Source organism: Streptomyces sp. NPDC059906, assembly GCF_042730645.1.
Lineage (GTDB): Bacteria > Actinomycetota > Actinomycetes > Streptomycetales > Streptomycetaceae > Streptomyces > Streptomyces rubrogriseus.
Genome location: NZ_JBHWKU010000015.1, coordinates 157,118 through 175,138 on the forward strand (window position 1 = coordinate 157,118; position 18,021 = coordinate 175,138).

At 72.2% G+C, this 18,021-nt stretch carries 18 protein-coding genes; 6 read left to right on the forward strand and 12 right to left on the reverse strand.

Annotation, left to right across the window (positions count from 1 at the left end):
• Positions 1–37: 37 nt before the first annotated feature.
• The 6 genes from narI to ACFV9J_RS23375 form a co-directional block, all read right to left on the reverse strand.
• Positions 38–751 (reverse strand): respiratory nitrate reductase subunit gamma, encoded by a 714-nt coding sequence (gene narI / locus ACFV9J_RS23350; protein ID WP_385356817.1) that lies wholly within the window; start codon positions 749–751, stop codon positions 38–40.
• Positions 748–1,425, reverse strand: coding sequence for a nitrate reductase molybdenum cofactor assembly chaperone (gene narJ, locus ACFV9J_RS23355; protein WP_385356818.1), 678 nt, complete (start codon positions 1,423–1,425; stop codon positions 748–750). Before narJ ends, narI begins: the two co-directional genes overlap by 4 nt.
• Positions 1,422–3,137 (reverse strand): nitrate reductase subunit beta, encoded by a 1,716-nt coding sequence (narH, locus tag ACFV9J_RS23360; protein ID WP_385356819.1) that lies wholly within the window; start codon positions 3,135–3,137, stop codon positions 1,422–1,424. Before narH ends, narJ begins: the two co-directional genes overlap by 4 nt.
• Positions 3,137–6,850: a nitrate reductase subunit alpha gene (locus ACFV9J_RS23365; RefSeq protein ID WP_385356821.1), complete on the reverse strand. Its 3,714-nt coding sequence runs from the start codon at positions 6,848–6,850 to the stop codon at positions 3,137–3,139. The genes narH and ACFV9J_RS23365 overlap by 1 nt, the downstream gene beginning before the upstream one ends.
• A gap of 216 nt (positions 6,851–7,066) precedes the next feature.
• Positions 7,067–7,852 (reverse strand): SDR family oxidoreductase, encoded by a 786-nt coding sequence (locus ACFV9J_RS23370; RefSeq protein ID WP_385356822.1) that lies wholly within the window; start codon positions 7,850–7,852, stop codon positions 7,067–7,069.
• A gap of 165 nt (positions 7,853–8,017) precedes the next feature.
• Positions 8,018–9,058 (reverse strand): NAD(P)-dependent alcohol dehydrogenase, encoded by a 1,041-nt coding sequence (locus tag ACFV9J_RS23375; protein WP_385356824.1) that lies wholly within the window; start codon positions 9,056–9,058, stop codon positions 8,018–8,020.
• 167 nt (positions 9,059–9,225) lie between these two features.
• On the opposite strand from ACFV9J_RS23375, the gene ACFV9J_RS23380 reads away from it, so the two are divergent.
• Entirely contained in the window at positions 9,226–10,101 is an 876-nt protein-coding gene (locus ACFV9J_RS23380) for a helix-turn-helix domain-containing protein (protein ID WP_385356826.1), read from the forward strand.
• Positions 10,102–10,139: 38 nt separating this feature from the next.
• Positions 10,140–10,640: a hypothetical protein gene (locus tag ACFV9J_RS23385; protein WP_385356827.1), complete on the forward strand. Its 501-nt coding sequence runs from the start codon at positions 10,140–10,142 to the stop codon at positions 10,638–10,640.
• A gap of 12 nt (positions 10,641–10,652) precedes the next feature.
• On the opposite strand, the gene ACFV9J_RS23390 is transcribed toward ACFV9J_RS23385, so the two are convergent.
• Both ACFV9J_RS23390 and ACFV9J_RS23395 read right to left on the reverse strand, forming a co-directional pair.
• Positions 10,653–10,961 (reverse strand): DUF397 domain-containing protein, encoded by a 309-nt coding sequence (locus ACFV9J_RS23390; RefSeq protein WP_385356829.1) that lies wholly within the window; start codon positions 10,959–10,961, stop codon positions 10,653–10,655.
• On the reverse strand, positions 10,933–11,796 hold the full coding sequence (locus ACFV9J_RS23395) for a helix-turn-helix domain-containing protein (protein ID WP_385356831.1): 864 nt from the start codon (positions 11,794–11,796) through the stop codon (positions 10,933–10,935). Before ACFV9J_RS23395 ends, ACFV9J_RS23390 begins: the two co-directional genes overlap by 29 nt.
• 115 nt (positions 11,797–11,911) lie before the next feature.
• Here ACFV9J_RS23395 and ACFV9J_RS23400 point away from each other — a divergent pair, with 115 nt between their 5' ends.
• Both ACFV9J_RS23400 and ACFV9J_RS23405 read left to right on the forward strand, forming a co-directional pair.
• Positions 11,912–12,130 (forward strand): hypothetical protein, encoded by a 219-nt coding sequence (locus ACFV9J_RS23400; RefSeq protein ID WP_385356833.1) that lies wholly within the window; start codon positions 11,912–11,914, stop codon positions 12,128–12,130.
• The gene (locus ACFV9J_RS23405) at positions 12,127–12,549 is read left to right on the forward strand and encodes an ATP-binding protein (RefSeq protein ID WP_385356835.1); all 423 of its coding nucleotides are present in this window, start codon (positions 12,127–12,129) and stop codon (positions 12,547–12,549) included. The genes ACFV9J_RS23400 and ACFV9J_RS23405 overlap by 4 nt, the downstream gene beginning before the upstream one ends.
• A gap of 3 nt (positions 12,550–12,552) precedes the next feature.
• On the opposite strand, the gene ACFV9J_RS23410 is transcribed toward ACFV9J_RS23405, so the two are convergent.
• Entirely contained in the window at positions 12,553–13,155 is a 603-nt protein-coding gene (locus tag ACFV9J_RS23410) for a TetR family transcriptional regulator C-terminal domain-containing protein (RefSeq protein ID WP_385356836.1), read from the reverse strand.
• 92 nt (positions 13,156–13,247) lie between these two features.
• Here ACFV9J_RS23410 and ACFV9J_RS23415 point away from each other — a divergent pair, with 92 nt between their 5' ends.
• Positions 13,248–14,030, forward strand: coding sequence for an MBL fold metallo-hydrolase (locus ACFV9J_RS23415; RefSeq protein ID WP_385356838.1), 783 nt, complete (start codon positions 13,248–13,250; stop codon positions 14,028–14,030).
• A 43-nt stretch (positions 14,031–14,073) separates the two neighbouring features.
• Here the strand turns inward: ACFV9J_RS23415 and sigJ are convergent, their stop codons facing one another.
• Positions 14,074–14,988: an RNA polymerase sigma factor SigJ gene (sigJ, locus tag ACFV9J_RS23420; RefSeq protein WP_385356839.1), complete on the reverse strand. Its 915-nt coding sequence runs from the start codon at positions 14,986–14,988 to the stop codon at positions 14,074–14,076.
• Positions 14,989–15,167: 179 nt separating this feature from the next.
• On the opposite strand from sigJ, the gene ACFV9J_RS23425 reads away from it, so the two are divergent.
• Complete coding sequence (locus tag ACFV9J_RS23425; RefSeq protein WP_385356841.1) at positions 15,168–15,689, forward strand: carboxymuconolactone decarboxylase family protein; 522 nt, start codon at positions 15,168–15,170, stop codon at positions 15,687–15,689.
• Positions 15,690–15,725: 36 nt separating this feature from the next.
• Here the strand turns inward: ACFV9J_RS23425 and ACFV9J_RS23430 are convergent, their stop codons facing one another.
• Positions 15,726–16,409 carry an ABC transporter ATP-binding protein gene (locus tag ACFV9J_RS23430; RefSeq protein WP_385356842.1) on the reverse strand — a complete coding sequence of 228 codons (684 nt, stop codon included), beginning with the start codon at positions 16,407–16,409 and terminating at the stop codon, positions 15,726–15,728.
• Positions 16,410–16,454: 45 nt separating this feature from the next.
• A complete protein-coding gene (locus tag ACFV9J_RS23435; protein WP_385356843.1) occupies positions 16,455–17,966 on the reverse strand; it encodes an ABC transporter permease in 1,512 nt (503 codons plus the stop codon).
• Positions 17,967–18,021: the final 55 nt, after the last annotated feature.

Here is an 18,021-nt window from a genome sequence, read left to right on the forward strand (position 1 = left end):
GCCGTGGGGCGGGCGCCGAGGGGCGGGCGCCGAGGCGTCAGCGTCCCGGCCGGCCCGGTCCCACCTCGCCGCGCCCCCGGTAGCGGTACACGACGTACGGCCGCACCAGGTAGCCGATCGGCGCCGTGAAGGCGTGGATCAGGCGCGTGCAGGGCCACAGGGCGAACAGGGCCATGGCGAGGAGCGCGTGCAGGCGGTAGACCAGCGGGGCCTGGGCCATGGCGGTCACGTCCGGGTCCAGTGCGAACAGGCTGCGGAACCAGACCGAGACGCCGAGCCGGTAGTCGTACGTGGACGTCGCCGTCGCGCCGGACGCGGTGGCCGTCAGTCCGGCGAGGACGACCGTGATCAGCAGGGGGTAGACCACTCGGTCGCTCCGGCTGGTCGCGGCCCGGATCGCGGGGGTGCGCAGGCGCCGGTACAGGAGGAGGGACAGGCCCGCCAGGGTCGCCAGGCCCGCGGCGCCGCCCGCGATCAGGGCGTTGGCATGGTAGACGCGCTCGCTGACGTGGAGGCGGTCGGTCAGCGACTCGGGGACCAGGAGCCCGGCCACGTGGCCGGCGATCACGAACAGCAGGCCGTAGTGGAAGAGCGGGCCCGCGATCCGCAGCAGCCGGCTCTCGTGCAGCTGGCTGGAACGGGTGGTGAAGCCGAAGCGGTCGTAGCGGTAGCGCCAGGCCGTCCCCGCCACCAGCACCACCAGGGTCAGGTAGGGCAGCACGCCCCACAGGGCGGTGTGCAGGTGCCTCATCGGCGGGCTCCTTCGTCGTTCGCCGGCCCAGGGTGGGCGGGTTGCCCCGGCTGGGCGGGGAAGGGTCCCAGGACGTCGAGGCCCACCGCCTCGGTCGGCGGGCCGGTCCGGGTCAGGCGCAGGGCCTCCTCCCGGCTGGCCGGTGCCCGGCCCGGCAGGCACCGGCCGACGGCCTGGAGGAGGGCGGCGTAGGGGCTGCGGTGGGCTTCGAGGGCGTAGCGCAGGACCTCGACCGCCGCGCGGTGTTCCGTCAGCAGTGCGGTGCCCGCCTCGGGGGTGCGGGCGGCGAACTCCAGCATCAGCGGCAGGAAGTCGGGCAGTTCGTCGTCCGGCGGCAGCCAGCCGTGGGTGCGGTACACGGACTTGATACGGGCCAGCGCGGCGCCCCGGCGGCGGGTGTCGCCGTCGGTGTAGTAGGTGAGGTAGAGGCAGCGCCGGCGGCTGCGGTCGAAGGTGGCGACGTACCGGGCGGCGACGGCGAGGGGGTCCTCCCGCTCCGCCCGGTCGCAGAAGGAGAGCAGGAGCTGGATCTCGGGGCCGGGGAGTTCGGCGACCGTCTCGCGGACGGTGTGCGGGCGGCGGGGCCAGTCCCGGTCCGGGTAACCGAGGAGCAGGGCGGCGGCCTGGAAGACCACCGCGGCGTTGGTGGTGTTCCCCGTGCGGCCGCGGTTCACAGTTCCGGCTCCGTCCGCACGGTGCCGCGGGCGCGCGGGAAGAGGCCGTTCGGGCGTCCCCTGCCGTTCCAGTTCAGGAGGTTGACCCGGCCGCGCAGCGCGGACGACGTGCCGGACCCGGCGGTCGGCGGCGCGTGGAAGGCGTCGGGGTCGAACTCCCCGGAACCGGAACCGGAACCGGAACCGGAGCCGGAGCCGGAACCGGAGCCGGAGCCGGAGCCGGAGCCGCCGCCCGCGCCGTCCGGCATCGGCATCATCCCCGGCCCGCCCACGCCGTCCAGGCTGCAGCCCGCCCCGGTGCCGCCCGGGTCGGGGACGGAGCCGGTGTAGGCGGTCGGGATGACGTACCGCTCGTCGTACTTGGCGAGGGCGAGCAGCCGGTACAGCTCCAGGATGCCCGGCTCGTCCAGTCCGACCGCCTCGGCGATCCGCGGGTCCTGTTCCTCGCCGAGGTTGACGCGCCGCATGTGGGAGCGCATCGCGGCCAGCCGGCACAGGGCGGCCTCGACGGGACCGGGATCGCCCGCGGTGAAGAGTTCGGCGAGGTAGCCGAGGGGGATGCGCAGCGTGTCGATCGCGCCGAACAGCGCGGCCGGGTCCTCCCCGTCGTGGCCGCTGCCGGTGAGGGCGTCGACGACCGGGGAGAGCGGCGGGACGTACCAGACCATCGGCATCGTGCGGTACTCCGGGTGCAGCGGGAGCGCGACGCGGTACCGGGTGATCAGCGCGTGGACCGGGGAGCGGCGCGCGGCCTCGACCCAGTCGTGCGGGATGCCGGAGGCTTCCGCCGCGCGGGCCACCTCGGGGTCGTCGGGGTCGAGGAAGCAGCCGAGCTGGGCCTCGTACAGGTCCTTCTCGTCGGTGACGGAGGCGGCGGCGCCGACCTTGTCGGGGTCGTAGAGCATGACGCCGAGGTAGCGCAGCCGGCCGACGCAGGTCTCGGAGCAGACGGTCGGGTCGCCGGCCTCGATGCGCGGGTAGCAGAAGGTGCACTTCTCGGCCTTGCCGGTGGCGTGGTTGAAGTAGACCTTCTTGTACGGGCAGCCGCTGACGCACATCCGCCAGCCCCGGCAGCGGTCCTGGTCGACCAGGACGATGCCGTCCTCGACGCGCTTGTAGAGGGCGCCGGAGGGGCAGACGGCGACGCAGGACGGGTTGAGGCAGTGCTCGCAGATGCGCGGCAGGTAGAACATGAACGCCCGCTCGTAGTCGAGGCGGACCTGCTCGCTCATCCGGGCCAGCAGCGGGTCGGCGGCGAGCTGGTCGGGGCCGCCGCCGAGGTCGTCGTCCCAGTTGGGGCCCCAGGTGATGGCGGTGGGGTGGCCGTCGATCGCCGAGCGGGGCGGGGCGGTGGGGATGTCGTCGCCGAGGGGTGCGGTGGTGAGGTTCTCGTAGTCGTAGGTCCAGGGCTGGTAGTAGTCGTCCAGGGTGGGGAGTTCGGGGTTGGCGAAGAGGCGGGCGAGGCGGCGGGCCCGGCCGCCGCTGCGCGGGACGAGGCGCCCGCCCTTGAGGTGCCAGCCGCCCTTCCACTTCTCCTGGTCCTCGTGGCCGCGGGGGTAGCCCTGGCCGGGGCGGGTCTCGACGTTGTTGAACCAGACGTACTCGGTGCCGGTGCGGTTGGTCCAGGTCTGTTTGCAGGTGACCGAGCAGGTGTGGCAGCCGATGCACTTGTCGAGGTTCATGACCATCGCCACCTGTGCCATGACGCGCATCAGTACGTGACCTCCTGGGAGCGGCGCCGGATGGTGGTGACCGCGTCGCGCTGGTTGCCGGTCGGGCCGTAGTAGTTGGGGGCGAAGGAGAGCTGGCCGTAGCCGCCGATGAGGTGGGTGGGCTTGACGAGCAGCTTGGTGAGGGAGTTGTGGACGCCGCCGCGGCGGCCGTTCGCCTCCGACTTCGGCACGTTCACCAGGCGTTCCTGGACGTGGTACATGAGCACCGTGCCGTCCGGGACGCGGTGCGAGACGACCGCGCGGGCGACCACGACGCCGTGCGCGTTGACGGCCTCCACCCAGTCGTTGTCGGCGGCGCCGATCGCGTCGGCGTCGGCGGGGCTCATCCAGATGACGGGGCCGCCGCGGGCCAGGGTCTGCATCAGCAGGTTCTCCTGGTACTCGCTGTGGATGGACCACTTGGCGTGCGGGGTGAGGTAGCGGACGGTCACCGCGCGGCCGTCGCTCTCGCCTGCCGTCGTCGGGGCGTCGCCCAGCTCGGCCAGGTTCAGCGGCGGCCGGTAGACGGGGAGTTGTTCGCCCAGCTCGGCCATCCAGTCGTGGTCGACGTAGAAGTGCTGGCGGCCGGTGAGGGTGTGCCAGGGCTTCTTGTGCTCGGTGTTGACGGTGAAGGGCGAGTAGCGCCGGTCGGGCGCCTCCTTGCCGGACCACTCGAAGCTCGCGCCGACCTGCACGGGCCGTTCCTGGGTGTCCGAGAAGACCACGCGCCGCTCCGCCACCGACGCGGCCAGCTCCGCGAGCCCGGCGCCGGGGCCGACGCGGTCGGCGAGGCGGTCGAAGCCCTCGGCGGCGAGGCGGCCGTTGGTGGTGCCGGACAGGGCGAGGATCGCCTCGCAGAACTTGACGTCGGTGTCGAGCAGGGGGCGGCCGCGGGCGGGCCCGGCGGGGGCGGTGCCGCAGCGGGCGGCGAGCCAGCGCGACTCCTCGTGCGGGTTGACGGTGACGCCCTTGACGGTCATGCCGTGCTCCTCGGCCAGCGGCCCGAAGGCGGCGAGCCGGTCGGCGACGGCCGTGTAGTCCCGTTCGACGAGGGTCACGTCCGGGGCGTTGCGGCCCGGCTCGACGGGGGTGCGGCCGTCGCGCCAGTCGGTGACCCGGCCGCCGGGCTGGGCTCTCTCGCCGGGAGTGTCGTGCTGGAGGGCGGTGGCGAGCAGGTCGTACGCCGTGTCGAGCCGGCCGGCGGCGAGTTCGCCCAGGCGGCGGGCGAGGGAGTGGAAGATCTCGAAGTCGGTGCGGGCCTGCCAGGGCGGGTTGATCGCGGGGCTGAAGGCGTGCACGAAGGGGTGCATGTCCGTGGAGGACAGGTCGTGCTTCTCGTACCAGGTGGCGGCGGGCAGCACCAGGTCGGAGAAGAGCGTCGTGGAGGTCATCCGGAAGTCGAGGCTCAGCAGCAGGTCGAGCTTGCCCTCGGGGGCGTCGTCCCGCCAGGCCACGGAGCGCGGCCGGTGCTCGGGCGGCGCCTCGTCGCTGGTCGCGCCGTCGCGGGCGCCGAGCAGGTGGCGCAGGAAGTACTCGTTGCCCTTGGCGGAGGAGCCGATCAGGTTGGCCCGCCACACGGTCAGCACGCGCGGCCAGTTGCGGGGCGCGTCGGGGTCCTCGCAGGCGAAGTCGACGGCGCCCGAGCCGAGTTGCTCCGCGATCCAGTCACCGGGGTCCTGGCCGCTCTCGCGGGCGCGGCGGCCGAGGTCGAGGGGGTTGGCGTCGAAGGTCGGGTAGGACGGCATCCAGCCGAGCCGGGCGGACTGCGCGACCAGGTCGGCGGTGTGGCGCCCGGCGAGGGTGCCGGGGGCGGTGGGCGGCGCGAGGGCGTCGGCGGCGTGGGACTCGTACCGCCACTGGCCGGTGTGCAGGTACCAGTACGGGGTGCCCGCCATCTGCCGCGAGGGCCGGACCCAGTCGGCGGCCGTGGACAGCTGCTGCCAGCCGGTGTACGGGCGGACCTTCTCCTGGCCGACGTAGTGGGCCCAGCCGCCGCCGTTGACGCCCTGGCAGCCGGTGAGGATGAGCAGGGAGAGGAAGGAGCGGTAGATGGTGTCGGAGTGGAACCAGTGGTTGGTGCCCGCCCCCATGACGATCATGCAGCGGCCCCGGGTCTGCTCGGCGGTGCGCGCGAACTCCCGGGCGGTGCGGACCGCCGCGTCCGCCGGGACCGAGGTGAGGCGCTCCTGCCAGGCGGGGGTGCAGGGTTCGCCGGCGTCGTCGTAGCCGGTGGGCCACTGGCCGGCGAGTCCGGGCCGGGCCACGGCGTACTGGGCGAGCAGCAGGTCGTAGACGGTGGTGACGAGCCGGCCGCCGATCTCCCGGGCCGGTACGCCGCGTACGACGGTGGCGCCGGGTTCGTCGAAGCGGGGCAGCACCACCTCGACACCGTTGTCACGGCCGCCGTCGGTGTGTCCGTGCAGGGTGAGGAGCGGGTCGGTCCCGCCGAGGTCGAGGTTCCAGCGCCCCGCGCCGTCCTTGCCCCACCGGTCGCCGAGGGTGCCGTTCGGGACGACGACGTCGTCGGTGTCGGCGTCGATCAGCACCGGCATCCAGGCCCGCGCCCCGGCGTCGGCGTGCCGGCCGAGCCCGAGGTCGGCGGCGGTGACGAACTTGCCGGGCGTGTACCTCCCCTGCGCGTGCTCGTCGAGGGCGACCAGGAAGGGCAGGTCGCTGAAGCGCTTCACGTAGTCGGTGAAGTACGGCACCTGCCGCCGCACGAAGAACTCGGTGAGCAGCACGTGCCCCATCGCCATCGCGAGCGCCCCGTCGGTGCCGGGGTGCGGGTGCAGCCACTCGTCGGCGAACTTGGTGGCGTCCGCGTAGTCGGGCGAGACGACGACGACCTTCTGGCCCTGGTAGCGGGCCTCCGCCATCCAGTGGGCGTCCGGGGTGCGGGTGACGGGGACGTTGGAGCCCCACAGCATCAGGTGGGCCGCGTCCCACCAGTCCCCCGACTCCGGTACGTCGGTCTGGTCGCCGAAGACCTGCGGGGAGGCGATCGGCAGGTCGGCGTACCAGTCGTAGAAGGAGATCATCGGGGCGCCGATGAGGGAGTGGTAGCGGGCGCCGACCGCGTGCGAGGCCATGGACATGGCGGGGATCGGGGAGAAACCGGCGACCCGGTCGGGGCCGTACTCGGCGATGGTGTGCACCTGGGCGGCGGCGGCGATCTCCAGCGCCTCGTCCCAGTCGACGCGGACGAAGCCGCCGTGGCCGCGGGCGCGCTGGTAGCGGCGGCGCTTGTCGGGGTCACCGGTCAGCTCGGCCCAGGCGGCCACGGGGTCGCCGCCGTGCCGGCGTTTGGCGTCCCGGTACATTTCCACGAGGACACCGCGGGCCAACGGATGGCGAACGCGGGTGGGCGAGTAGGTGTACCAGGAAAAGGAAGCGCCTCGCGGACAGCCGCGCGGCTCGTACTCCGGCCGGTCGGGACCGATGCTCGGATAATCCGTCTGCTGGGTCTCCCAGGTGATCAGACCGTCCTTGACGTACACCTTCCACGAGCAGGAACCCGTGCAGTTGACGCCGTGCGTGGAGCGCACGACTTTGTCATGCGCCCACCGCTCCCGATAAGGACTGTCATTGACTTTCTGGTCCGTGCGGTACACGGCCCTCAGGTCGAGGGTGGTCGGGGACTTCCGCAGCAGCTGACCGGCCTTCAGCAGCCGGTCGGCGGCGTCGGCCGCGGCCTTCGCCCTGCTTCGCACCACGTTGCCATCTCCTTGCGAACGCGACGGAGCAATGCCCGCCGGGTTCCGGCGGGCACGCTGTGTGCCGCATTCAGCATCTCGCCGAAATTCGCTGCGGAAACGATCCTCCGGCTCCCTTTGCGGAGGAGGGGGCGAAGGTTTTCATTCGCTTTGCAATAGTTGTCATGCGCATATTCTTCGGTTGCGCAGACTTTCGGCCAGAAACGCCGGGAGGGCTCATACGGTCACCCTTTCCGCCAGGAATTCGGCCCACGTCAGCTTGCCGACCAGAGCGTCTTCCAGGGTGAGGTTCTGGCCAGAACGGTACGCCCGCCCCGCTTTCCCGGGAATGCGCACCGGCAGCTTCGGACGCCGGCGTCCGCCGCGTGCGTCGAGGTAGGAACGGGCCAGCGTGACCAGATCGTGGACCTCGGGGCCGGTCATGTCGGGCACCCGGCCGGACGGCTCGGCCAGCGTCAGCTCGGCCAGGCGCGCGGCGACCTCGCGGGCGGCGACCGGTTGCAGCCGCATCCCGCCCGGGACCGGGAGGACCGGCAGCCGGGTCATCTTCTCGATCATCGTCAGGGTCAGCTCGTGGAACTGGGCCGCCCGCAGCACCGTCCAGCCGATCCCCGAGCCGGCGATCGCCCGCTCGGACTCCAGCTTGGTGCGCAGCCAGGCCAGCGGGACGCGGTCGGCGCCCACGACCGAGATGTACGCGAGGTGCCGTACGTCCGCACCGACCGCGGCGCGCACCAGGGTGCGGGTCGCCTCGTCGTCGCCCTTGGGGCCGCCGGCCAGGTGCAGGACGGTGTGCACGCCGTCGACGGCGGCCTCGACGCCCTCGCCGGTGCGCAGGTCTCCGGTGACGTAGGTGATGCCGTCCGCGTCGGGGCGGGGGCGCCGGGTGAGGACGCGCACCTCCTGTCCGGCCGCCCGCAGCAGCGGGACGACGTGGCCGCCGAGGGTTCCCGTGCCGCCGGTGACCAGGAGGGGCGTCGTGGAGGTCGAGGGGTGGGTCATGGCTGCTGCTCCCGGTGTCCGTGGCGTCCGGGGAGCGGGGTGGGAGCCGATGTGGCACCGCCCCGCCCCGGACGTCCGCCGTTGTGTGTCGTGGCGGTATGACCCGGGGCGGGGCGGCTGTGTGACAGGGCGGGGGGAAGAATCCGAAAAGATCTTCCCGGGGGATCAGATCGTCGCGGTGTCGATCACGAAGCGGTACCGCACGTCGCTGCCGAGCACGCGCTCGTACGCCTCGTTGACCTCGGACGCGGCGATCAGCTCGATCTCGGCGCCGATGCCGTGCTCCGCGCAGAAGTCCAGCATCTCCTGGGTCTCGGCGATGCCACCGATCATGGAGCCGGTCAGGGACTTGCCGCCGCCCAGCAGCGCGAACAGGTTGAGGGAGACGGGCTCCTCGGGAGCGCCGACGTTGGCCAGCGTGCCCTCCGTCTTCAGCAGCCCCAGGTAGGCGGCGAAGTCGAGCGGGGCGGAGACCGTGGAGACGATCAGGTCGAAGGTGCCGGCCAGCTCCTCGAAGGTGGCCGGGTCGCTGGTGGCGTAGTAGTGGTCGGCGCCCAGCTTCAGGCCGTCGTCCTTCTTGCGCAGGGACTGCGACAGCACGGTCACCTCGGCGCCCAGGGCGTGCGCGAGCTTGACGGCCATGTGGCCGAGGCCGCCCAGGCCGACGACGGCGACCTTCTTGCCGGGGCCCGCGTTCCAGCGCCTGAGCGGGGAGTACGTGGTGATGCCGGCGCACAGCAGGGGCGCGGCCTCGTCCAGGGAGATGCCCTCGGGGATGCCGAGGACGAAGTTCTCGTCGACGACGACCTTCTCGGAGTAGCCGCCGTAGGTGGGCTCGCCGTCCTTGCCGATGCCGTTGTAGGTCATCACGTTGCCGCCCGTGCAGTACTGCTCACGGCCGGCCTTGCAGTTCTCGCACTCGCGGCAGGAGTCGACCATGCAGCCGACGCCCACCCGGTCGCCGACGGCGAACCTGGTGACGCCGGGGCCGACGGCGGAGACGACGCCCGCGATCTCGTGGCCGGGGACCATCGGGAAGATGGCCTCGCCCCAGCCCTCCTTGACCTGGTGGATGTCGGAGTGGCAGATGCCGGCGAACTTGATGTCGATCAGGACGTCGTGTTCCCGCACCTCGCGCCGCTCGATGGTGGTGCGCTCCAGCGGCGCCTTGGCGGCGGGTGCTGCGTACGCGGCGACAGTGGTCATGCCGGGTTCTCCGGGTTTCTCTCGGCGTGCCTGGGTGATGCTTCCACCCTGCCTGCGACCTGCGGATCCACCCAGACCACGGCTTTGCGTACGACCGGCGTGCGTACCACTGACGGGGACAGGCTCATGTGCGTACGACCGGGAATACGTCCGGTGATACTGGAAGCATGGACGGACAGCTTGACCGGCGGGCCGAACTGAGCGAGTTCCTGCGCACGCGGCGGGCTCGGCTGAAGCCGGAGGACGTGGGCCTGGAGTCGTACGGGCGGCAGCGCCGGGTGCCCGGGCTGCGGCGCGAGGAGCTGGCGCAGCTGGCCGGGGTGTCGGTGGCGTACTACACCCGTCTCGAACAGGGCAACGGGCAGAACGTGTCGGCGGAGGTCCTGGACGCCATCGCCCGCGCGCTGCGGCTGACCGACGCGGAGCAGGCCCACCTGACGCACCTGGCGAAGCCGAAGCAGCAGCGCCGGCGGGCCGGGGCCCCGCGGGGCAAGCAGCCGGTGCGGGTGGCGCTGCTCCAGCTCCTGGAGTCGATCGACACGGTGCCGGCGTACGTGTCGGGCCGCCGCTCGGAGATCCTCGCCTGGAACCGGATGGCCGCGGCCCTCTTCGGCGACTGGGGCAAGCTGCCGCCCGCCGAGCGGAACTGGGCGCGGCTGGTCTTCCTGAACCCGGACTACCGCGAGCTGTTCGTCGACTGGGACCAGAAGGCGTACGACATGGTCAGCTTCCTGCGCATGGACGCGGGCCGGCACCCGGACGACCCGCGACTGTCCGCGCTGGTCGGTGAGCTCTCGGTGAAGAGCGAGGAGTTCCGCCGCCTGTGGGCCACGCACGACGTCAAGGAGAAGAGCTACGGCGTCAAGCGGATGCGGCACCCGCTGGTCGGCGACCTGACCCTGTCCTTCGAGACGTTCCGCCTGGTCGACGACGACGAACAGGCCTTCATCACCTACCACGCGGAGCCCGGCTCCCCGTCGGCGGACGCGCTGCGGCTGCTGGCGAGCTGGGGGACGGACGCGGCGGCCTCACTGTCGGCGTGACGGTGCGTCCGGGAGTCCTCGACGGCTAGCATGGGGTGGTGTCTGATCCCGTGTGGCCGCTGTCCCCGGACGAGATACCCGAGTTGAGAACCGACAGTGGCATCGGGACCATGCTGCTGCACAACTCACGGCCGGATACCAGCGGCCGGTTCTTTGCCACCGCATGGTTGGTGATCTTGTTCCCGGTCCTGCCGCGGGGCCGCTACTACGTGCGGCAGGGAGCGAGCAGCGAGTCTCCGGCACTCGGCGGGACGGTGCACACGACGCGCTACGAGTTCTTCGGAAGGTCCTCCGTCCGAATGAGCGAAGTCATCCGATGCTATGTGTTCGGGTGGCTCGTCGTGCCGGTCTTCTTCTTGCTCCCTTCCGCGGCTGTCCTGTGGTGGTTGACGCAAGACTCCGGCTGGTCCTCCGGGCTTTGGGGGTTTCTCGCGGTGGCCGTCTGGGCGACACTGGGCACGCTCCTCTTCATTCAGTACAGGAGGCGCTGGCGACCGGTGCGCGAAGCTCACTGGATTCCGGCCAGGCCGTCTTCCTGATCCCGGCCGACGTCACGCCCTGAGAGTGCCCCGGCTCAGCGCGGTGACGAAGGGCGCCCAGGCGCGGGCGGTGAGGAGGAGGACGGGGCAGTTCCCGTCGCCGTCGCGGGAGACCTTGGAGTCCCGGACGGGGACGAGGCCGGGGATGCCGTCGGCGACCTCGACGCAGTTGCCGCCGTCGCCGTTGCTGTAGGTCGACTTGCGCCACAGGGCGGCGCCGGGGAAGTCGCTCGCGACCTCGACGCAGTCGCCGCCGTCACCGTTGCTGTAGCTGCTCTTCGCCCAGAGCGCGTCACTCAAGTCGATCCGGTTGCTTGCCATTTCGGTAATCCCCTGCCGCTGCCTCGATCCGGGCCAGGGACGCCTCCGGTGACAGTGCGACGGCCCTGAGCCGATCGTATGCCTTGCGGTACTGCTTCACGAGGGCCGGATCGTCGATGGTGTCCCCGCTGTATGACGCCTCGGTGTAGACGAGGGGTGGCGCGTCCGGGAAGGTCATGACCATGATGGAGGCGGCCATCAGGGGATACGCCCCGCACTTCCGCGGCACGATCTGCGGAGTGATCCGGTGCCGCCCGGCCAGCTCCACGATGCGGTCGAGCTGCGCGACCATCTCCCCCGGCGACACGATCGGATCGAGCAGCAGCGACTCGTGCAGGATCGCCCAGTACTCCGGGGTCGTGTGGTCGTCCTCGAAGAGACGGGCGCGGGCCAGCCGGGCCTGCACCTTCTCCTCCACCCACTCGTCGACGGCCTGCGGATGGGCGGCACGTACGAGAGCCCGCGCGTACGGGGCGGTCTGGAGCAGCCCGGGGAACGTGCTGGGGCACCACTCCTCGATGGACTCGGCGTGCCGCTCCGCGTCCAGCACCTTCTCGAAGTACGCGGCGTGCGGCCCCCGCCGCGCCTTCCGCACGTCCTCGCACCGCCGCTCGAAGAACCCGTCCGTCCCCAGCACCTGGTCCGCGTGCCGGGCCAGGTCCAACGGCATGCGCCGCTCGCCCCGTTCGATGTCGCTCAGGTGCGACTTGCCGTAGAAGCTGCCCTCGACCAGCGCCTCCAGGGACAGCCCGGCCCGCTCCCGCTGCCACCTCAACTCCTTGCCGTAGAAGGTCGGGACGCTCGTCGAGCCGTCGATGTCCTTGCGCTGTGCCATGACGTTGCCTCTTCCGCACTCCGGGCTGCCGACGCGAGATCCCTTTCACGGTAGGGCGCCAAACGTCACTGTGTGAGGCGTTCGTCACAGAGCGCACACGGAAAGGTGCCCGTTCATGCCCCAACCACCCCGTCCGCAGGACGACATGACCCGCTGCGTGGAGGAGCTCCGCGCCGCCCTCGCCCTGCACGGCATCGCCCTCCCCTCCCTCGGCCTGGACCTGCCGACGTTCGCCGGCGTGTACGGCCCGCCCGCCGGTCTCGTCTCGCTCGGCAACTGCAACGCGGCCACCGCCCGTGCGCTCGCCGCGGTCCTGCGTCAGGCGGCGCCGTGACGACCTGGGAACTGAGCCTGCTCGCCACGCCGGAGGCCGTACCGGAGGTGCGCCGCCTGCTCCACCGGTACGACCACGACGTCCGCCTGTGCGTGACCGAGTTGCTGACGAACGTCATCGACCATGTGGGCGAGGGCACCCCCGCGACCGTCCGCGTCGCCGTACTGCCCACCGGCCACACGCGCGTGGAGGTCACCGACCCCGACCCGCGCGCCCTGCCCCTCCTCACTGGACCGGCCGGTGTCACCGACGAGTCCGGGCCCGGCCTCGCCCTCCTCGACGCGCTGGCGCTGCGGTGGGGCGTGGAGCAGTGCGGGGGCCGCAAGACGGTCTGGTGCGAGCTGGTGGGAGAGCCGCCGCTCGACGACGTTCGGGCACCCGCCGCCCCGCCATCCCCGGCGGTCCGGAGCGGACGGTGAGGGTCAGGGCTGGTCCAGGGCCCGTTCGATCGCGCGGCGGGCCCGGTCCGCGGCCGTCCGGTCGTGCTGGAGCTGCATGGCCGCGTTGAGCGCCAGCCCGGCCGCGACGATCTCGAACAGCGCCTGGTCGACGTCGAACCCGGCGGGCAGTTCGCCGTTGTCCACCGCCGCGGTCAGGTCCGCCCGCAGCTGCTCCCGCCAGCGCGACCACACCTCGGCCACCGCGTCGCGGACCCGGCCGGGGCGGCCGTCGTACTCGCTGAGCGCCGCGGTCATCAGACAGCCGCCGGGCAGCAGGGGTTCTTCCAGATAACCCACGGAGTTGGCGCACACCGCGCGCAGCCGCCGCAGGCCCGGCGGCTCGCCCAGCACCGGCTCGACCACCCGGTGCCAGAAGTCCACGAACGCCTTGTCCAGGGTGGAGATCTGCAGCGTCTCCTTGGTGCCGAAGTGCTTGTGCACCCCGGACTTGCTCATCTCCAGCTCCTCGGCGAGCCGGCCGATGGTGATGCCGTCCAGCCCTTCCTCGGAGGCGATCTCGGCGGCACGGCCGAGGATCCGGCCCCTGGTGGCCTGCGCTTCGGCCGCTGAACGTCGTGGTGACATGCGTCCAAGAATAGCGTACGTCCGTTCGCTATTGATTTGGCGAACGACCGTACGCTAACGTCCGAAGCTCCACCGGAACGAAGGAGTACGAGATGCGGGTGCGACGACTGGGCTGGGCCGGACTGGAGGTCGAGGCGGGCGGCGAGCGACTGGTGATCGACTACGTGCGGGACCTCACGCCGCTGTTCACGGGGTGGAAGCCCGGCGAGAACGTGGCGGTACCGAGCGGACATGCCTCCGCCGCACTCGTCACCCACCTGCACCGGGACCACACCGACGCGGCCGCGCTCGCGGACGTGCTGACGCCGGGGGCGCCGGTGCTGCGCCCGGCGCCCGGTCACGGTGACGACGTGGACAATGTGACAACGCTGCCGGCCGAGCGCGAGCTGGTCCGGCACCGGCTGGCCGTCGAGGTCGTGGACGTCTGGTCCACGCGCGACCTGGGGCCGTTCCGCGTGACGGCGGTCCCCGCCGTCGACGGGCTGGGCGACCCGCAGCTGAACTGGGTGGTGGAGGCCGACGGACAGCGGATCCTCCACGGCGGCGACACGATGTTCCACGGCTTCTGGTGGCTCGTCGCGCGCCGGTTCAGCCCGTTCGACGCGGTGTTCCTGCCCGCCAACGGCGCGGTGGTCGACGCACCGCACCTGCAGCCGCCGAGCCCCGTGCCCGCCGCACTGGACCCGCTGCAGGCCGCCGCGGCGGCGGAGATCCTCGACGCCCGGTACGCGGTGCCGATCCACTACGAGCCGGAGCAGCCGGACAAGATCCCGGGCTACGTCGAGGTGGCCGACCCGGAGGCCGAGTTCCGCGCGCACGCCGGGCGGCGCGCACACGCACTGGCCGTCGGGGAGTGGCTCGACCTGGCCACGTGACCGGGCACCGTCCGCCCGGCCTCCCCGCCCGGCCTCCCCCGGCTCACGCGGCCGGGGCCGTCGCCCAGGAGCGCAGCTTGTCGGGGTTGCGCATCGCCCACAGGTGGCGGACGCGGTGGTCCGAGACGCCGAAGGAGTACACGGTCACGACTGCGCCGTCCTGGCAGCCGACCAGGCCGGGCCGTCCGTTGACCGTGCGTTCGAGCAGCGTCTGCCCGGACTGCCGAGGGCCGAAGCGGAGCAGGCCGCGCACGATCAGCTCGCTGCCCCGCATCGGGTGCTCCAGGGCGCGTACCACGCCGCCGCCGTCGCCGACCGCGGTCACCTCGGGGTCGAGGAGCCGGATGAGCGCATCGACGTCGTTGTCCTCCCAGGCCCGCTTGAGAGCGCGTACGACGGCCGCGTCCTCGGCCGTCGACGTGGCGGCGGACTCCTGTGCGGTGCGGATCGCCCGGCGCGCCGTGGACGCCAGCCGGCGGCAGGCGGCCGGCGTACGGCCGACGATCCTGGCCACCTCGGGGAACGGATAGCGGAAGACGTCGTGCAGGACGAAGGCGACCCGCTGGGCGGGGGACATCGAGTCCAGGACGACCAGGAAGGCCATGCCGACCGACTCGTCGAGGGTGATCAGGTCGGCCGGGTCGGAGGCGATACCGGGCGGCCGGGCGCCGTTCCGCTCGGCCGGGTCGGCGAGCGGTTCGGGCAGCCACTGGCCGACGTAGCGCTCCCGGCGGGTCCGGGCGGACCGGAGCTGGTTGAGGCAGACCCGGCTGACGACCGTCGTGAGCCAGGCCCCCGGGGACACGACGGCCGCCCGCCGACCCGCGGGCATCCCGTACCAGCGGGCGTACGCCTCCTGGACGGCGTCCTCCGCGTCGGCCAGCGAGCCGAGCATCCGGTAGGCCACGTTGATCAGTTGCCGTCGCTCGCCGGTGACCGGCGCGGGTCGGGTGGTCATGGCTTCCGGCACTCCTTCTGTCGCGTGCGCGCGTGTCCTCACCCCCCTACGACGCGACAGCGCGGCCGTCTGTGACACGCGGGCCGGGACGCGTGCGGCGGGCCGGGCTCACACTTCGGGGCGCCACGGTGTCGGAGAGGGGGAACGACGTCCGACCGACTCGAAGGAGCGTCTCCGCCATGACCACCACCGAGGACACGACCACCACCACCCCGGAGCAGGACGGGACCCGGTCCCGCCTGCCCGACCCCACCGGGCTCTTCCCGGAGTTGTTGGCCCTGTCCGGGGCCGTGCAGAAGGCCCTGCGCGACGGTCCGGTCCCGCAGGCCACCCTCGCCCTGATGCGCCTGCGTACCGCACAGGTGATCGGCAGCACCTACCACGGCGTCGCGGCGACCGACGCCCTGCGCAAGGCCGGGGAGGAGGAGCGGCGGATCACTGCCGTGGCGACGTGGCAGAGCGCCCCCTGCTTCACCGATCCGGAGCGTGCCGCGCTGGAACTCGCGGAGGCGGTGCTCACCCCGAACCCCTTCGGGGACCGGGTGAGTGACGACCTGTTCGCCCGGCTGTCCCGTCACTACGACACGGACGAGATCTGGAACCTCACCCTGAGCCTGGGCTACTTCAGCCTCTTCACCCCGGTCGCCCTCGTCGGCAAGCCGGTGCCCGGCCGGCCCCCGGGGAAGAACTACACCGACTGACGCCCCGTCACCGCCCCCGCCGTCACGCCGTCCCGCTCACGCCGAAGCGTTCTCCTTGACGGTGATGCGGCCCTTGCGGATGGTCGCCACGCGCGGGGCCTTCTTCGCGATCGCCGAGTCGTGGGTGACCATGACGAAGGTGAGGCCCAGCTCCTTCCACATGCGGTCGAGTACGTCCATGATCTCGTCGCGGGTCGACTCGTCGAGGTTTCCGGTGGGTTCGTCGGCCAGGAGCACCTTGGGCTCCTTCACCAGGGCGCGGGCGATGGCGACGCGCTGCTGCTGGCCGCCGGACATCTCGCCGGGGAGGTGGCCGAGGCGTTCGCCCAGGCCGACGGAGGCCAGTGCCTCGGCGGCCTTCTCGCGCCGCTCCTTCGCCTTGACGCCGAGCGGGACCAGGGCGGTCTCGACGTTCTCCTGGGCGGTCAGGGTCGGGATCAGGTTGAAGGACTGGAAGACGAAGCCGATGCTCTCGCTGCGCACCCGGGTCAGTCTGGCCTCGGGGAGCGTGGCGAGGTCGGTGCCGTCGAGGACGATCCGGCCCGAGCTGGGCCGGTCGAGGGCGCCCAGCATCTGGAGCAGGGTGGACTTGCCGCCGCCGGTGGGGCCCTGGATGACCAGCCGGTCGCCGTCGGCGATGGTCAGGTCGACGCCGTCGAGGGCGTGCACGGTGGCCTTGCCGCGGGTGTAGTGCTTGGTGACGCCGCTGAGTTCGTACATGGTGCGACTCCTGGAATACGGGGGAAGGGTGGCGCTGCCCGGGTGCTACTCGACGCGGCGCAGGGCGTCCGCCGGGCGCAGTCGCGAGGCTCGCCAGCCGCCGAAGCCGCCCGCGATGAGCCCGCCGGCCACGGCCAGGGCGACCGCGAGGGCGATGGTGGTGAGGCTGACGGGTGCGGTCAGCGCGATGTCCAGGGTCTTGGCGGCGGTTTGCCGACCAGGGCCGCCCAGGCCGCCTCCGCCGAAGCCGCCGCCGGGACCGCCCGCACCCCCGCCACCGCCCGCGCCGCCGCCCAGCTGGGCCTGCAGCGTCGGGCTGACGGCCGTGACGGCGTACGCGCCCGCGAGGCCCAGCGCGATGCCGAGGGCGCCGCCGACCAGGCCGTTGACGACGGCCTCGCCGATCACCTGCCGGGTGACCCGGCCCGAGCGCCAGCCGAGCGCCTTGAGCGTGCCGAACTCGCGCACCCGGCGGGAGACGGCGGAGGAGGTGAGCAGACCGGCGACCAGGAAGGCGGCCACGAGGACGACGATCGACAGCCACTTGCCGACGCCGGTGGCGAGCGAGGAGGCGGTGGACAGGGAGCCGGAGACGGTGTCGGCGAGGTCGGCGGAGGTGGTGACCGTGGTGCCGGGGACGTTCTTCTGGATCGCGGACTTGACGCCGTCGATCCGCTGCGAGTCGGTCGCCTTGACGTAGATCGTGGTGACCTTGTCCTTCGCGTCGCCCAGCGTCTGGGCCTGCTTCAGCGGCAGGTAGAGGTCGGCCGCCGCGTCGCCGCTGTCGGCGGTGGCGATGCCGACGATCTCGAACTTCGTGTCCTTGACGGTGACCGTGCTGCCGGTCTTGAGCTTCTTCTCCTTGGCGTACGCCGAGTCGGCCACGGCGACCTTCGCGTCGGTCTCGGACTCCTCGAAGGTGCGGCCGCTGGTGATGGTGGACGTGGTCAGCGGGCCGAGGGCGGGCTCGGTGACGTCGGTGCCGTAGACGGAGTAGCTGTTGACGTCGAAGTCGGCGCCGCCGCCCTGGACGCGGCCCTGTGGGGACTGCCCGCCGCCCGGTCCGCCGCCCTGGCCCTCACCCTGCCCCTGCCCCTGCCCCTGCGCCGTGCCGCCGCCGGAGGTGTCCTGCTGGAACTGGCCGCGCGAGAACTCGCCGCTGACCTTGACGACTTGCAGGCTCAGGCCTCCCACCGCGTCGGCGACGCCGCTCTGCCCGGCGACCTTGCCGACGGTCGTGCTCGCCAGCGACTGGAAGCCCTGCACCATGACGCGGTCGGTGCTCTGCTCCTCCTCGGAGCCGTCGTCCTGCGCGTCGAAGCGGAAGCGCGGCCGTTCGGCGGTGCTTCCGGAGGAGGCCTCGGCGGCCTTGGTGACCGTCATGTCCGTGCCGAGCCCGTACAGGGACTGCAGGACCTTGTCCTGGGCCCGGCCCATGCCGGAGGAGACGGAGTCGACGACTATGACCAGCGCGATGCCCAGCGCCAGGCCCGAGGCGACGACGAGGGCCGCCTTCCGGCGGCGGCGCAGCTCGCGCCTCAGGTACGTGAAGAACATGGCCGCAACGTAAGGACGGCCCGTGATGAAGGGATAAGGCCCGCGTAAGAGAAGG